Origin of the sequence: Thioalkalivibrio paradoxus ARh 1 (genome assembly GCF_000227685.2) — a bacterium.
GTDB lineage: Bacteria > Pseudomonadota > Gammaproteobacteria > Ectothiorhodospirales > Ectothiorhodospiraceae > Thioalkalivibrio > Thioalkalivibrio paradoxus.
This window is the reverse complement of record NZ_CP007029.1, coordinates 2,876,469-2,891,150: the sequence shown is the minus strand read 5'-3', so window position 1 is coordinate 2,891,150 and position 14,682 is coordinate 2,876,469. Positions and strand designations below refer to the sequence as shown.

The 14,682-nt window shown below is 66.1% G+C and carries 13 protein-coding genes; 9 read left to right on the top strand and 4 right to left on the bottom strand.

Annotated features, from left to right (window positions below; all coding sequences use genetic code 11):
* Positions 1 to 112 precede the first annotated feature (112 nt).
* The 4 genes from THITH_RS12940 to THITH_RS12925 form a co-directional block, all read right to left on the bottom strand.
* On the bottom strand, positions 113 to 739 hold the full coding sequence (locus tag THITH_RS12940) for a MarC family protein (protein WP_006748992.1): 627 nt from the start codon (positions 737 to 739) through the stop codon (positions 113 to 115).
* Positions 740 to 827: 88 nt separating this feature from the next.
* Positions 828 to 1,091, bottom strand: coding sequence for a twin-arginine translocase TatA/TatE family subunit (tatA, locus tag THITH_RS12935; RefSeq protein WP_006748991.1), 264 nt, complete (start codon positions 1,089 to 1,091; stop codon positions 828 to 830).
* Between the two features lie 203 nt (positions 1,092 to 1,294).
* On the bottom strand, positions 1,295 to 2,464 hold the full coding sequence (locus THITH_RS12930; protein WP_006748990.1) for a CopD family protein: 1,170 nt from the start codon (positions 2,462 to 2,464) through the stop codon (positions 1,295 to 1,297).
* 3 nt (positions 2,465 to 2,467) lie between these two features.
* Complete coding sequence (locus tag THITH_RS12925; RefSeq protein WP_006748989.1) at positions 2,468 to 2,950, bottom strand: copper resistance CopC family protein; 483 nt, start codon at positions 2,948 to 2,950, stop codon at positions 2,468 to 2,470.
* A 431-nt stretch (positions 2,951 to 3,381) separates the two neighbouring features.
* Here THITH_RS12925 and THITH_RS12920 point away from each other — a divergent pair, with 431 nt between their 5' ends.
* The 9 genes from THITH_RS12920 (at position 3,382) to THITH_RS12880 (ending at position 14,646) form a co-directional block, all read left to right on the top strand.
* A complete protein-coding gene (locus THITH_RS12920; protein ID WP_006748988.1) occupies positions 3,382 to 5,028 on the top strand; it encodes a YncE family protein in 1,647 nt (548 codons plus the stop codon).
* Positions 5,029 to 5,089: 61 nt separating this feature from the next.
* Complete coding sequence (locus THITH_RS12915; protein ID WP_006748987.1) at positions 5,090 to 6,292, top strand: ABC transporter permease; 1,203 nt, start codon at positions 5,090 to 5,092, stop codon at positions 6,290 to 6,292.
* A complete protein-coding gene (locus THITH_RS12910; RefSeq protein ID WP_025367553.1) occupies positions 6,289 to 6,960 on the top strand; it encodes an ABC transporter ATP-binding protein in 672 nt (223 codons plus the stop codon). Before THITH_RS12915 ends, THITH_RS12910 begins: the two co-directional genes overlap by 4 nt.
* Complete coding sequence (locus tag THITH_RS12905) at positions 6,957 to 8,171, top strand: ABC transporter permease (RefSeq protein WP_006748985.1); 1,215 nt, start codon at positions 6,957 to 6,959, stop codon at positions 8,169 to 8,171. Before THITH_RS12910 ends, THITH_RS12905 begins: the two co-directional genes overlap by 4 nt.
* 25 nt (positions 8,172 to 8,196) lie before the next feature.
* Complete coding sequence (locus tag THITH_RS12900; protein ID WP_006748984.1) at positions 8,197 to 8,874, top strand: ABC transporter ATP-binding protein; 678 nt, start codon at positions 8,197 to 8,199, stop codon at positions 8,872 to 8,874.
* Positions 8,874 to 9,569, top strand: coding sequence for a hypothetical protein (locus THITH_RS12895; protein WP_006748983.1), 696 nt, complete (start codon positions 8,874 to 8,876; stop codon positions 9,567 to 9,569). The genes THITH_RS12900 and THITH_RS12895 overlap by 1 nt, the downstream gene beginning before the upstream one ends.
* Positions 9,569 to 10,117: a hypothetical protein gene (locus tag THITH_RS12890; RefSeq protein ID WP_006748982.1), complete on the top strand. Its 549-nt coding sequence runs from the start codon at positions 9,569 to 9,571 to the stop codon at positions 10,115 to 10,117. The genes THITH_RS12895 and THITH_RS12890 overlap by 1 nt, the downstream gene beginning before the upstream one ends.
* Before the next feature lie 177 nt (positions 10,118 to 10,294).
* Positions 10,295 to 13,264 carry an ATP-binding protein gene (locus THITH_RS12885; protein ID WP_025367552.1) on the top strand — a complete coding sequence of 990 codons (2,970 nt, stop codon included), beginning with the start codon at positions 10,295 to 10,297 and terminating at the stop codon, positions 13,262 to 13,264.
* Positions 13,261 to 14,646: a sigma-54-dependent transcriptional regulator gene (locus THITH_RS12880; RefSeq protein WP_006748980.1), complete on the top strand. Its 1,386-nt coding sequence runs from the start codon at positions 13,261 to 13,263 to the stop codon at positions 14,644 to 14,646. The genes THITH_RS12885 and THITH_RS12880 overlap by 4 nt, the downstream gene beginning before the upstream one ends.
* Positions 14,647 to 14,682: the final 36 nt, after the last annotated feature.

Sequence of the window (14,682 nt, the reverse complement as noted above, 5' to 3'; positions counted from 1 at the left end):
GCGGACGCGCAGGCCAGGGCCGATTCCTGCGGCGGCCTGGCGCGGACAGTGTTTCGGGATCGGGACGGAACGTTTCGTTGTGAAACGTTCGGGGCGTGGGACCGTGCGACGCTCAGGAGAGCAGGCCGCTGGCCATGATTCCGTCGAAGATGAACTGCACGGCCAGTGCGGCCAGCAGCACACCGAGTATCCGGGTGAGCACCTGGGCACCAATGACGCCGAGAAACCGCTGGATGCGCACGGCGGCCAGCAGGCAGACCAGGGTAAGCAGCAACACCAGCAGCAGCATGGCCAGCACCGTGGCCTGGTGCCGCCAGTCGGCGGCGCCGGCCATCAGCAGGATCGCTGCGCCCATCGCGCCCGGGCCAGCAATCAGCGGTGTCGCCAGTGGAAACACCGAGATGTCCGTCCGCCGCGAGGCCTCCCGGGTTTCGCTGGGCGTTGCGGAAACGCCGCCGGACTGGCGCGCGAATACCATGTCGATCCCGATCAGCAGCAACAGTATGCCGCCCGCAGTGCGCAGCGCCGGAAGCGAGATCCCCAGCCAGCCGAGCAGCGTTTCACCGACCAGCGCGAAGGTAAGCAGGATTCCGGTCGCCACCAGCGTCGCGCGAATGGCCATGGTCCGCCGCGCGGACTCCGGGTGATGCGGGGTCAGCGCGGCATAGACCACCGCCACATCCACCGGCCCCACCGTCACGAAGAAGGTGGCGAAGGCGACGATGGCGACGTCGATCATCGCGGGATCGGCATCCGTGCGGACACGTCGCTGGGCCGCTCCCTGGATCCGCGCAGCGTCCCGGGGGCGGCTTCAGGGGAGCGGCGGGTCAGGGACGATCGCCAGCCCGGCCCGGCGCATCGGCACCGGCTTGGGCGAGGACCACCGGGCGTGCAGCGTCGTCGCCTTTCGTTTCCTGCTCGGTGGCCAGGGAGTCCGGGCCGTCTTCCTGTTCCTTCACCGACTTGCGGAAGTTCCGCAGAGCGCTGCCCAGATCGCCGCCGACGTTGCGCAGCTTCTTGGTGCCGAACAGCAGCACCACGATCGCGAGGATGATGGCCAGTTGCCAGATGCTGATACCGCCGATTCCCATAGTGGATTCTCCAGAATGTCAGAGGGTTGGCTTGCAGTAGTGGATGCCGGGGGCGCCCGCAGGATCCCGAGTCTAACCCATGAACGGTGGCCGCGGCTGCCCTGACCGACGGGCCGCGGCATCGCGGCCCGTCCCAGGTGGGGGAAATGCTGCAACTCCCGTGCCGGTCTGCAGCCGCGCTGGCCGCGTTCTTCCGCCGCAGCTCACGGCCGCGCATCCAGGAACAACAGCATGGTTTCGTCGCCGACCTGCAACCGGGCCTGCCAGCGGCCAGGCATTGTGAACACGTCACGGGCGCGGTACTGGCCGGGACCGATCCGTTCCACCGCGGGGCGCAACGGCACCATGCGATGGTCCGTCATGTCCAGGACCAGGTGCACGCCAGGGTCTGTGGCCAGCGGCACGGCTTCCAGGTCGGTGACCTCCAGCTGCAGGCGAAAGCCCGGGTCGGCCGGAACAAAGGCCGCGTCGATTCGATAGGGTCCGAGCTGCTCCGCCAGTTCCACGGGATCGAGTAGCGACGACGGCTCCCCTGGCGGCGACCGCGTCACGTAGTAGCCGGCGGCGACCAGCGCCAGGATCAGCAATCCCGCCTCGACGCGGACAGACCAGCCGAGCCGAGTCGCTGTGCCAGTGCGCGCAGCCTCCGGAACCAGTGCCCAGCGGTTGAGTGCGGCGATCCCGAGGATCAGCGCGACCAGGAGCAGCTTCAACAGCAGCGCCTGGCCATAGGGAGTGCCCAGCACCTGCGCCGGGCTCCAGAAGTGGGACCAGATCCCATACGTTCCCGTGACCAGGACCGCGACGACCGCGACCAGGCCGACGGCCGACGTCCGGCGCATGGCCTCCGGCAGCCACGCAGGTACTGGCTTCCGACTCCATACGGGCATCAGTGCCAGGCAGACCACGGTCCCGACCCACGCAGCGACCGCCGCGAGATGGACCGCGTCGGCTGCCACCAGCAGGTGCTGGCCGTCGCCGGCGGCGTGGCTGGTGAGGCTGACGCTCAGCACCAGGCCAGCGCCGAGAAACGCGTGGCTGACCGCGCTAGCACGCCGTGGCAGGAGCTGCCATGCAGCGAGGAACGCGGCCAGCAACCCCAGGCGGCCCAGGCTGATCCGGCCGTGCCGGGTTTCGGTGAAATAGGCCGATGTCATCTCCGGGTCGAGCGTGCCGAGCGCAGTCCAGACCACCTGCAGCACGTCGCCCACGGTGCCCGCCGCGAGCATCGCGACGCCGGCCCAGGGCAACAGCCGGCGGCCGCCAATGACCGGGTCCGGTGCAGCGGGCGGAAGGATTGCGTAGCGCACAAACCCCGGTGCCAGCAGGAACACGAGTCCCGCAAGCACCAGGGTCGTCCAGAAGAACTCCACGGGTCAGTGGCTCGAGGCGGTCCCACCCGCGTGCACGAAGGCATGAAAGCCGGTGGTCGTGTGCCCGTCCACGGAAAGCACCCGCCAGACCACCGCGTAGGCCCCCGCGGGCAGCGGTTCATCGCTATGCAGGGTGACCTCGGCCGACTGCGAGGAAAGGTCGCTCTCCAGTTCGACTTCGTGGTGGGCGCTCTCCTCGGTGTCGACCCCCAGCTCCGAGGCGAGAGTATTGAGCTGGGTCAGATTGCGGATGCCGTTCTCGGGAAGGCTCAGGCGGAACGCCCGGAACGTGCTGAAGCGATCCACCACGGGCTCGCTGAAGACCAGGCGGATTTCCCGGAGTCCGGCGGCATCGACGATCGCCTCGGGCGGGTCGGCCGCGCGCAGGTGTGCGTGTGCGTCGGCCGTGCCGGGTGTCGCGACGAAAACCGCTGCGGCCAGTACTGCGGGTGCCAGGCGCGCAAGTCCTGGTTTGGTTGCGTACATCGCTTGCCTCCGTTGGTCGTGGGTCAATCAGGTCCGCGGCGCCGCGGCCGTCCGTGCGGAGAGCTGGCTGGGGGCGAAGACCCTCCGGCGCATCGGGCCCCGGCGTCGCGGATGGAGTACCTGCATGCGAAAAGCGTGCCGGACCGCTGCGCCCCTTGTTCTTTGCCGTGGGGCCCGCGGGTTCGGTTCCGGCGTTGCGCGAAAAGGCGTTTCACCGGACCGGAACGGAACAGGCTGTTTCAGGGTGGAACGCGCCGACGCCGGGTAGCTCCGGAAATTCCGCCCCACGCCGCGCCGCAGCTGTGCTGGCACGGATCTCGCTACGCCCTGGTCACCGCGACGAACGCGGTCTGCTGGCCGCCGATTGCCCGGAATGCGAAACGGCCGCCAGTGCTTTTCGGTAGCACATCACCTACTTGGAGGAGTCTGTAATGAGCAATTCCGACCATATCGATGGCAAGGATCTGTCCGAGCCAAACATCGCCGCGGAGACCGCCGAAGGTAGCGTGGAGGACACGGGGGCATCGGAGTCCCGGCGCAAGTTTCTGAAGACCGTCGGGATCGGCACTGGCGCCGCGTTCGCTGCCACCGCCGCCGCCCCGTTCATGCCCGAGAGCGTCCGTGGTCTGGTGACCCAGGACGCCCAGGCGCAGATCTTCGGCCGCAGCGGCAGCAAGTACGTCAAGGTCCAGGACTTCTACGACCAGCTCGGCAAGTACGTCCTGGTTGCCCCGGGCAAGTTCTCCGGCACGGTCGCTGCCACTGACCTCAGCACCGGCTGGACGATGGCCTGGTTGGCCGCGTGGAACTACGGCGACACCTGCCCGATCATGCACCACATGGCGGCTTTCCCGTCCCCGGACCCCTACAAGGAGTTCGAGTTCGTGGTGAACACCCAGGGCGGCAAGAACCTGTTCATCTACGGTGTGCCGGTCACGGTGGAAGACCCGGGCGAGGGCATGAAGATCTACCGCATCAAGTACGACGGGACGCGCATGAACCTGCAGCGCGATGCCGCCGAGGTCAGCGGTCTGGGGCTGGGTGTGCACGTGACGATCACCCCCGAAGCCGACGGTTATGCAGTGGGCGACGGGCAGAAGGACATCTGCGCCGAGTTCGATCGCGAGACCGATATGGTCCGATACGCCTGGGCCTTCGACTGGGATCCGAACGTCAAGGACCTGAAGCGCGCCTGGCTCGACGGCGGCACCATGACCATCAAACGCCTGAAGCCGACGCTGCCCGGCGGTCGCTACGACCTGCAGGGCTCCAAGGGCAACAAGATCGACTGGGAACTCGTCCCTGGCGGCGAGCTCGCGATCGAGGACGGCAAGGTTTCGGGCGATCGTCCGCTGCACTCCGTTGCGAACGATGCGCTGGTGTTCGACCCGCGCGGCAAGTGGGCGGTCGCGTCGATGCGTCTGCCTGGTGTCTGCGTCGTGTTCGACCGCGAGAACCAGGTGCCGGTGGCGGTCCTCGCCGGGCCGAAGGGCACGCCTTCGCAGTTCCAGCTGGTCAAGGTCGATGACGACACCTGGACCGTGGACATTCCCGAGGTGATCAGTGCCGGGCACCAGGCGGGCTTCTCGCCCGACGGCCAGAGCTTCCTGTTCATGAACAGCCTGCGCCAGAACAACATCATGGTCTGGGACAGCTCCAACCACGACGACCCCACGACCTGGGAGAAGAAGGCGGTCGTCGAGAGCCCCGATTGGCGCGGCGCCTACCCGAACACCTTCCACATGGTGTTCACGCCGGACGCGAAGAAGATCTACGTCACGATGTGGTGGCCGTCGCCGACCCCGAACGGGATCGCTGTGATCGACGCGGTCAACTGGGAAGTGCTGAAGGAGGTCGACCTCGGCCCCGACATGCATACACTGGCGATTACCTACGACGGCAAGTTCGTCGTCGGCACGCTTTCCGGTTACCAGAACACGGCGTCCGCGATCGTGGTCATGGAAACCGAGACCGACGAGGTCCTCGGCTTCCTGCCCAGCCCGATGGGGCACCACGACAACGTGATCGTGCCCCGCACGCTGGAGGACCTGCGGATCAGCCGCTCCACCACGACCTGACATCGTCGTGCGCATTGGGGCCGCCGTCCGGCGGCCGCTCTTTTGATGCTCGGGGGGCGGAATGAATCTCTTTACGCTGGCAGCACACAACCTTTTTCGCAAGCCGTTTCGCACGGCCGCGCTGGTGCTTGCGGTTGGAATCGCGACCGCAGCGGTATTTGCCACCGCGACGCTGATGCACGGCATCGAGCGCAGCGTGGACCACGGATTCTCGAAGCTCGGGGCCGACCTGATGGTCGTGCCGCGGGGCACCATGGTGGGCATGGAGCGCGCGTTGCTCACCGGCGAGCCATCGACCTTCTACATGCAGGCCGATCTGGCCGAGGAGGTCGGCGCGCTGCAGGGCGTGAACACCGTGGCGTCGCAGCTCTTTCTCACCACCGCCGATGCCGAGCACTGCATCGTCGGTGACGCGTTCCTGGTCGGTTTCGACCGGGAGAACGACTTCACCGTGATGCCCTGGGTCAACGAACATCTGAACCGCGAGATGCAGCCCGGGGACGTGGTCGTCGGCGGAGCCAGCCAGTTCGAGCTGGGTGAGAGTGTTTATTACTACGGGCGTTACTTCACGGTGTACGGCAAGCTCGACCGGACCGGCATCGGCCTGTCCGACAATGCGATCTTTCTGGATCTTGCCGACGCCTACGCGCTGGCCGAGGCGTCGCGCGACTACGACGACGTCGAGCTTGGTTTCGGTCCGGGCGATATTTCCGCAGTGCTGGTGCGGCTCGAGGGCGGTGCGAATGCGGACCACGTGCGTTTCGCACTGGCGCAAAACCCGAACATCTCGGTGGTCACCGCCGGCAACGTGGTGACCGGCGTGCGCCAGAACGTGGTCGCGCTGTTCGCCGGCACCGCGCTGCTCACAGGCGTGCTGATTTTGGGCAATATCCTGATGATCAGCGCGATCTTCTCCACGATCATCAATGAACGCCGGCGCGAGCTCGGTCTGCTGCGGGCGATCGGCGCGCGCAAGGGCCGGGTGTTCAACCTGGTGCTCACCGAGTCGGCGATGCTCGGGGCCGCGGGCGGGTTGGCCGGGGTCGCGCTTGGGCTGGTACTGCTACGGATGTTCAGCCGCACGATCGGGTTCCACCTTGAACTGCTGAACATCCCGTTCCTCTGGCCGCCGGTCGAGAATATCGCGCTGATGGGCGGCGCCGCGGTCCTGATGGCGCTGTTGGTGGCGACGCTGGGCGCGAGTTACCCGGCGGTCTCGGGCGCACGACTGGAACCCTACGACGCGATTCGGGCAGGTGAATGATGTTGTTGCGTGGCGAAGAACTGTCGAAGTCCTATGTGATCGGGGACCAGCGCATCCACGCGGTCCACGCCGTCTCGGTCGATATCGCGCCGGGTGAGTTCGTCGCGGTGATCGGACACTCCGGCAGCGGCAAGTCGACCCTGCTGAGCATGCTGGGAGGGCTCACGCGGCCGACCTCGGGAACCGTCTATTTCGAGGATGAATCGCTGTGGGGGCAACGGGATGCGCGCCGATCGCTGTTGCGCAACGAACGTATCGGGTTCGTGTTCCAGTTTTCGAGCCTGATTCCGACCCTGACCGCGCTCGACAACGTGGTTCTCCCGCGAATGTTCGGGAGGAAACGCGTCTCGGCCGACGTGTATTCCCAGGCCGAGGCGCTACTCGACACCGTCGGGCTGACGGAGAAGATCCACTGCTACCCCAGCGAGCTGTCGGGCGGACAACAGCGGCGCGTCGCAATCGCCCGTTCGCTGATCAACCGGCCGACGCTGTTGTTCGCCGACGAGCCGACCGGCGACCTCGACGAGCAGACCGAGGCCGAAGTCATGGACCTGCTGCTGCAGACGCTGAACCAGGATGGCACCTCACTTCTGATGGTCACGCACAACAACGCGCTCGCCGAGCGGGCCGATCGTGTCCTGAAAATGAAAGACGGGAGAATGCTATGAACATCATCCAGATCGCACTGCGCGAGGTGAGCCGCAGGAAGATGCGGACGCTCTACACGGCTTCGGGCATCGCGCTCGCGGTCGCGTTGCTGATCGCGACCATCACCGTAGGTGGCGGCGGGTACCAGGATCTGACCCAGACCATCAACCGCTATGGCCACCAGCTCACGATTCTTCCCGCGACCACGAATGAGACCAGCCTGCAGGGTTTCGGGATCGGCGGCGAGCACTACATACCGGAGGATGCGATTCCGCATATCCGCGAGGTCTACGACCAGGCGATCATCGAGGGCTGGCGTGCGCGCAACGCGTTAATCCTGATCGAGGGATTCATGGGCGACCAGGAGCAGGTCGACCCGCCGACTTTCGCGCCCAGGGTCTACGCCGAGACGCAGCTGAAGGGGCGGGACATCGTGTTTGCCGGGATCGAACCCAGGAACGAGTACATCGCGAAGTTTTGGTGGGAGGTCGATGTCGGCGATCTGCTGCGACGCGACGACGAGATCATGCTCGGCAAGATCCTCGCGTCGGCGACGCGTATCCACGCCGGTGATGAAGTCGAGATCGCGGGGCAGACGTTCCGGGTCGCGGGGATCCTGCAGGAAACCAACTCGCCGGACGACTACATGGCCTTCGGCACCTTGCCCACAGTGCAACGGGCGTTCAACCGGGAAGGGCAGGTATCGCTGATCAATGTTCGCGCGATGTGCAACTACTGCCCGGTCGGTGAAGCGGAACTCGCGATCAACCAGGGCGTGGTCGGGGTGCGTGCCACGTCGCAGCGCGACGTCGCCGCCGCCCAGGCGGCGATCTTCAGCAACGTGTTCGCCACCGTGGTCGGGTTCGTGGTCATGGCGTTCGTGATCGCCTGCATGGCGGTCTTCAACATGATCATGGGGTCGCTGCATGCGCGAATCCGCGAGGTCGGCCTGCTGAAGGTGCTCGGGGCGTCGCACGGCCAACTGGTGCGACTGTTCATGTACGAGGCCGCGCTGATCGGCGTGATCGGTGGCTTGCTCGGTTACCTGCTGGGAGCGGGCATCGCGCATCTGCTGGGCCCGGTGGTCATGCCCGACGTGGTGATCCGGTGGCAGTGGGAACACGTGGCGCTTGCGGTCACGTCGGCGCTGGTGGCGAGCCTGCTGGCGACGCTTTATCCAGCGTTCCGTGCCTGCCAGGCGCGTCCCGTCGAGGCCTTCCGGGCTCTCTGAAACCAGGCGAATCCAGGAGGTCAACGTGGATCCGATCGTACAACTGAAGGGCGTCTCCAAGATCTACAAGACCGGCGACGAGCGCGTGGCCGCGCTCGAGGATGTCGACCTTGAGATCGTCCGTAACGAATACGTCGCCATCATGGGGCCGAGCGGCTCGGGAAAGTCGACGCTGTTGAACCTGATGGGTGGAATCGACCACCCAAGCAGCGGGGAGGTCTGGCTCGCTGGTCAGCGGATCGACCAACTGTCCGAACGGCAGCTGCTGGAGGTCCGCCGCCGACGAGTGTCCTACGTCTTTCAGGATCCCCGGTTGATGCCGTCGCTGACTGCGATCGAAAACGTGATGCTGCCGCGAGCGTTCAGCGCGCGCAGCCGCGGTGATCGCGCGGCGGCGCTCGAGTGCCTCGAACGCGTGGGATTGCGGAAGCGGGCGGACCACATGGTGCACGAGCTCAGCGGAGGCGAAGCGCAACGGGTCAGTATCGCCCGGACGCTGATGAAGAAACCCGACCTGATCCTCGCGGACGAGCCTACGGGGAACCTGGACCGCAAGTCGCGCATGGACATCGTGCATCTGTTCGAGGAACTGAACACGATGGGTAACACCATCGTGCTGGTCACGCACGATCAGGAGATCGGTGACCGTACCCGGCGCTGCATTCGGATCGACGACGGGCGCCCGCTCGAGGAAGCGGCGTGATGGGTAGCGTTGCCACGACCGAGGGCAAGCGCCCGCCGCGCAACCGGGTACGCAAGCGCCGGTATGGCTGGAAACGCATTCTGGGCAGGCTGCTGCTCTGGATCGCGATCGTTGCCGGCTCGCTGACATTGCTCGACTGGGGCGTTGGCGCGTATCAGACCAGCCTGGTCGAAGCGCGCGAACAACGCATGGCAGAACTTCAGCGGATGGCCTGGCGCCATCTGCGCGCGGACCTCGACGAGGTCACGATGGACCCGGACGGACGCTATCGCGTGACCATCTGGATGGAGAACCTCTACCCGGAACACGACATGTACTTCATGGTTCCGTCGGTCCGCGGCTACTTGCAGGTGGGGCCTCGCTGGGAGCAGATCCCGGTCGAGGCAGCCGAGGACGGCAATTCCAGGGTGCCGGGCTCGGTCATCAACCTGTCGGACCGCATCCACCTCGACCTGTTGATGGAGGCGGATGGCTATGACGAGTACTACGAAATGCTTGAAGGCTATATGCACATCCGGTTCGACAACACGATGTACCTGAGCCCCGAAGCCGAGCCGCAGGATGACATCGTCGAGCGCACCGACTGGTACTATGTCCACCTCCGCCCACCCGACGCGGATGTCGAAGCGTTGGCCCGCAGGCATCGGTTCGGGGGGGATGGCGCGCCGTTGTTCATCCCGATGCCGCCACACTGATGATGGTGGGCGGCATCAGTGTTCGCTGGCCCGCCTGGGCACTGCTGCTGGCGGTTGCCCTGCTCGGCGGTTGCGGGCAGGGCGACGGTTCGCTGGGGCTCGAGGTGGACGCGGTCGAGGAAGTCTTCGTCGGGGAAGGGATCACCGAGGGGCTGCTTGCCGTCACCGTGACATTGGAAAACCATGGGACCCGGGCGGTGCACGTGTTCTACAACGGGATCCGGCTCGTCCCGGAAGGCGGGGATCCGAGGGGGTATGGAGAGTTCATCCGCGACCTCGGACCGCTCGCGGCACAGGATCCAGTACCGGCGGAGCACGCAGAGTTGCGGGCAGCACTGGACACGCTGGGCTTCGACCGCGCCTGGGTGCGTGCAACGGTCCGCAACGAACGTGCGATCGAGCCTGGCGAATCGGTTCGGGAACGGTTCGGCTTCAGGGTTGACGGACCCACGGGCTGGGGTACGCTGGAACTACGCTATCATGATGACGCGACGGACCGCTTCGAACGCATACAGCGGCCGGTGCGCGTTGCCTCCGACTCGAGGTGACCACTGCGCGAGCTGCGGGCGTGCCGGTATGCCGGTGCGTGCGCAGCCCCGGCCCGAATTCGGGCCGGGGCGCCCGCCGAGCGGGGGAGCGAGTTGGAACAAGGTCAGGTATCGATGCAGCCCGGGAGCGGGTTGATCAGCGCAAGAGCCGGCGCCGTAGGCGGTTTCGCCTCGGGTGTGCCGTTCGGGCAACTCGGGATCGCCGTGCTGGTCGTGCTGCTGCCGCCGCTGGCGGTGCTCGCGCAGCACTTCCTGTGGCCCGTGGCCGCGGATGTGCACCACCACAACACCGGCGCCCATCTGCTGCTGGAGCTGTTCTACGGCTTCATGGCCCTGGTGGTCGCAGTGATCCTGTTCCTGGAATCTCGTCGCTATCGCAACGCGCGGCTGGCGGTGATGGCGTATGCATTCATCGCGATGGGGGTGTTCGCGCTTGCTCATGCAGCGGCGCCGCCGGGCTCGGTGCTGTTCGTCTGGTTCCATTCCTTATCGGCGGTTTCGGGGGCGGCACTGCTGGCGCTGTCGCTCGTGGTCGCAAGGCTCGGCTGGTGCCGGCCGGGGTCCGTAGCGCCGCTGGCAGGCGTGTTCCTGGCCACGATGCTGGTTGTGTTCGTTTCCGCGCAGTTCAGCGAACGAGTGCCGGCGATGCTGGTGTATGGCGAGTTCTCGCCGCTGGCCGTCGCGATGAACTTGGGTGCCGGGGCGCTGTTTCTCGTGGTCGGCATCGCGTTGCTGGCCGATTTCCTGCGCGTGCGCGAGCCGGTGTTCCTGGTGTTCGCGGTGGTGATGCTGCTCCTGGCCCAGAGCGAGTTCATGTTTCCGTATTCGAGCCTGTGGGACGTGAACTGGTGGATCTGGCACGGCGTCCGCGTGGGGGTGGTGGCGGTGCTGATCGTGATGCTCGCGATCGAGTTCGTGAAGGGGTTCCGGCAACTCGAGTTTTATCACGAGCGGCTGCTGGGTGCGATGCAGTCGGTCGAGAACAGCAACCGCCGGATTCGAGACGACAACCGGATGCTGGCAGCGCATGCGGCGATCCTCGAGGACATCAGCCGGTCACTGGACACTCAGGCCGTGCTGGAATCGATCCTGAATGCGGCCCGGCGCCTGCCGGGCGTCGTGGGTGTCGAGATCGTGCAGGACCAAGACCGTGACCGGTTCGGGCGGCCCGAGACCGGGGGCACCACACCCGGCAATGGGTACCGGGGTAGTGGGAATCTGCGGTTGATGCATCCGCTGGTCGGGCGCGACCGTGTCCTCGGCAGCATCCGCTTCGACTACCGCGACGATTACCTTCCGGTGGCCGAGGATTCGGTGCGCTTGCAGGTGTTTGCCAATCAGGCAGCCGTGGCGCTGGAACGGGCGCGGTTGCATGAAGAATTGGTGAAGCGGCACCGGCACCTGATGGCGATGTACGAAACCCTCAGGGAGGTGACCTCGAGCATCGACCTCGACCGGATTCTGGAAACCCTGCTGCAACGCGAACTCCAGGTGCTCGAGGCTCGCTGGGCGTTGGCCTATCTGGTCTCGGAGGACGGCAGGCTCGCGACGGTGGCGGCGGAGCACGCGGCGCAGGATGAAAGTGGGCTCCAGGGTGCCGTGTTCCAAGTGGCCGCACACCCGGCGCTGGCCCCGTGTGTGCGCGAGCGGCGGACCGTCGACATCACGCTGCAGCCGGATGGCGCACCGCGGTTTCCGGAAACGCTGATCCAGTCCGGCATCGATGCTGGTGAACTGGGAGAGGCGCTCTACATCCCGCTGCTGGTGGAAAGTCGGGTGATCGGCTGCGTTGCGCTGCTGCTGGGCCCCGGACAGCGATTGGGACGAGACGAGGTGGCGTTGGCGCGTGCCCTCGCCGGCCAAGCCGCGTTTGCGATCCATCACGGGCGCCTGTTTCGGGAGAGCCAGTGCTCCGCGCAGTTTCGTACCGGGCTCAGCGAGACGATGCTGGCGATGGTCGCGGCTCGGGATCTCGATACGGTACTCGCGGTCGTCTGCCGTGGAGCGATGAACCTGCTCAAGTGCTCACCGGCACTGCTCTGTCTGTTCGAACGGGAAGCACGCAGACTCTACGGGTGTCTGGTACGGGCCGAGTCCTCGGGCTGGCCACAGCGCTTCCAGCGGAACGTTGGGCCGGGAGAGTGCACGATCGAGCGGTTGCTGTGCGACTGTGCGCCGCTGTGCCTGACGGCGGGACAGCTTGCGGACATCGGGCTGGATGGGCTCGAGCCCGAGCTCGAGTCCACGCCGGTGCTGCTGTCTCCGTTCAGTGCCCGGGAGCGACTGGTGGGGTTCATGCTCCTGCCCGTGTCGGAGCCGGAGACGATGGGGCGCGACTTCGTCGAGCAGACGATGCTGTTCGCGCAGCAGGCCGCACTGGCGATCGAGACCGCGGCGCTGATCCGGGATCTGAAGCAGGCGTATGTTGCGCTCGAGAATGCCCAGGAAACCCTGGTGGAGTCGGAGCGTCTCGCTTCGCTGGGCGAAATGGCTGCATCGCTATCGCACGAGATCCGCAACCCGCTGGGTGCGATCACCAGCGCGCTGGGGCTTTTGCAGAAAGGGTGCATGGACGCCGCCGAGCAGCGCGAATTGCTGGAACTGATGGAAGCCGAAGTCAACCGCCTGAACCACCTGGTGTCCGATACACTCGATTATGCGCGCCCGTCGCGCGCCCGCGAGCAACGGTTCGAAATCGGCCCGTTGATCGACCAGATCGCGAGGATCGCGCTGATGCGTTTTCCGGAACTGGTCGTGCACAAAGAGATTTCCGACGACTTGCCGATGCTCAACGGCGAAGCGGCCGAGATCCAGCAGCTGCTGGCGAACTTGATGGACAATGCCGCGGCAGCGACCGATGGCAAGGGGCCGGTGACGCTGCGGGTGAATTCGCAAGCGGGCAGGGTGCGGTTCGAGGTGTCGGATTCGGGACCGGGAATCGCCCCGGAGATCCGGGACCGGGTATTTGAACCGTTTCAGACCACCAAGGCCGACGGCGTGGGGCTGGGACTGGTGATCGTGCGCCGGATCGCTTCGAACTGGGGCGGAACCGTGGACCTGGAGAGCGAGCCCGGAAAGGGGACGCGGGTGTCGGTCTCTCTGCCGCTAACCGGCGGTCCGGTGACACCGAACGGAGGGGAGCGATGACGGGTAGAGTGCTGATCGTGGACGACGAGCGGGGCGTTCGGCGCACGCTCGAGTTCTTGCTTTCGAAGGCGGGTTTCAACGTGAGCCTCGCGGCGAGCGGCGAGGAGGCGGTCGAACGATTCCAGGAACAACCCGCCGATCTGGTGTTGACGGATCTTCGCATGGAGGGAATGTCGGGTCTGGACGTCGTGCGCGAGGTCAAGCGCCGGATGCCCGAGACCGAGGTTCTCGTGATGACGGCATACGGGAGTATCGACACCGCGGTCGAGGCGATGAAGCTCGGTGCGACCGATTACATCACCAAGCCGGCGAAGAACGACGAGATCCTGCTGAAGGTGCAAAAGGCGCTCGACGGGCGCTCGCTGCGCAGCGAGGTGGCGCAGCTCCGGACCGAGGCCAGCGGTAGTGTGGGGCTGGGCGCACTGGTCGCGAATAGCCCTGCGATGCGCGAGGTGCTGGCCCGGATCCAGAAGGTGGCACCGACTCACCTGACCACCCTGATCACCGGCGAGACCGGGACCGGAAAAAGTTGCATTGCCAAGGCCATCCACCATCACAGCGAACGGTCTAACGGGCAGTTCGTGTCGGTGAACTGCGCGGCGCTGCCCGAGCCATTGTTGGAAAGCGAGTTGTTCGGCCACGCGAAGGGTGCTTTCACCGGGGCGACACAGGCCCGCAGGGGTCTGTTCGAGGAGGCTCACAATGGCACGCTGTTCCTGGATGAGATCGGCACGCTGCCCGCGAACATGCAGGCGAAGCTGCTCGGCGCGTTGCAGGATCGCGAGGTCCGGCGCGTCGGTAGCAACACCACCCAGGCGGTGGACGTGCGGGTGATCGCGGCCACCAACGCGGATCTGGAAGAAGCGGTTGCACGCGAGGAGTTCCGCGAGGATCTGTTCTACCGGCTGAATGTCGCCCGACTGCGGGTGCCGCCGCTGCGTGAGCGCAGGGAAGATATCCCGGTGCTGGTGCGGCGCATCCTGGAGCGCCTGCCGGCCGGTGACGGCTGTGATGGGTTTACGGTGGAGGACGAGGCCATGTCGGTGCTGTGCAATGCCGAGTACCCGGGCAACGTGCGCGAACTGGAGAATGCGCTGGAGTGGGCCGCGGCGGTTTGCCGCGGGCACCGGATCACCGTTGCCGATATTCCCGAGACCCTCCAGCGGCCTGCGCGCACCCCGCTTGCACCGACAGCTGTATCCAAGGAAGCAGCGCCGGCGGATGGCAGCCTGGCGCGGCACGAGCGTCAGATCATCGAGGAAAGCATTGTGCGCTGCCGATGGAACCTGACCGCTGCGGCCAAGTCGCTCGGCATCGGCCGCACGACGCTCTGGCGCAAGATGCGGCAGTACAACATCGGGCGGGATCCGGCCTCGTCCTGAGGGAATCGCTGCGATCCGGTCCCCCCGGGGCCGGAT

What these genes read in the sequence shown, in the direction of transcription:
- THITH_RS12940 (WP_006748992.1), bottom strand. Translation starts at nt 739, where the DNA reads ATGATCGACGTCGCCATCGTCGCCTTCGCCACCTTCTTCGTGACGGTG.
- tatA (WP_006748991.1), bottom strand. Translation starts at nt 1,091, where the DNA reads ATGGGAATCGGCGGTATCAGCATCTGGCAACTGGCCATCATCCTCGCG.
- THITH_RS12925 (WP_006748989.1), bottom strand. Translation starts at nt 2,950, where the DNA reads ATGTACGCAACCAAACCAGGACTTGCGCGCCTGGCACCCGCAGTACTG.
- THITH_RS12920 (WP_006748988.1), top strand. Translation starts at nt 3,382, where the DNA reads ATGAGCAATTCCGACCATATCGATGGCAAGGATCTGTCCGAGCCAAAC.
- THITH_RS12915 (WP_006748987.1), top strand. Translation starts at nt 5,090, where the DNA reads ATGAATCTCTTTACGCTGGCAGCACACAACCTTTTTCGCAAGCCGTTT.
- THITH_RS12910 (WP_025367553.1), top strand. Translation starts at nt 6,289, where the DNA reads ATGATGTTGTTGCGTGGCGAAGAACTGTCGAAGTCCTATGTGATCGGG.
- THITH_RS12905 (WP_006748985.1), top strand. Translation starts at nt 6,957, where the DNA reads ATGAACATCATCCAGATCGCACTGCGCGAGGTGAGCCGCAGGAAGATG.
- THITH_RS12895 (WP_006748983.1), top strand. Translation starts at nt 8,874, where the DNA reads ATGGGTAGCGTTGCCACGACCGAGGGCAAGCGCCCGCCGCGCAACCGG.
- THITH_RS12890 (WP_006748982.1), top strand. Translation starts at nt 9,569, where the DNA reads ATGATGGTGGGCGGCATCAGTGTTCGCTGGCCCGCCTGGGCACTGCTG.
- THITH_RS12880 (WP_006748980.1), top strand. Translation starts at nt 13,261, where the DNA reads ATGACGGGTAGAGTGCTGATCGTGGACGACGAGCGGGGCGTTCGGCGC.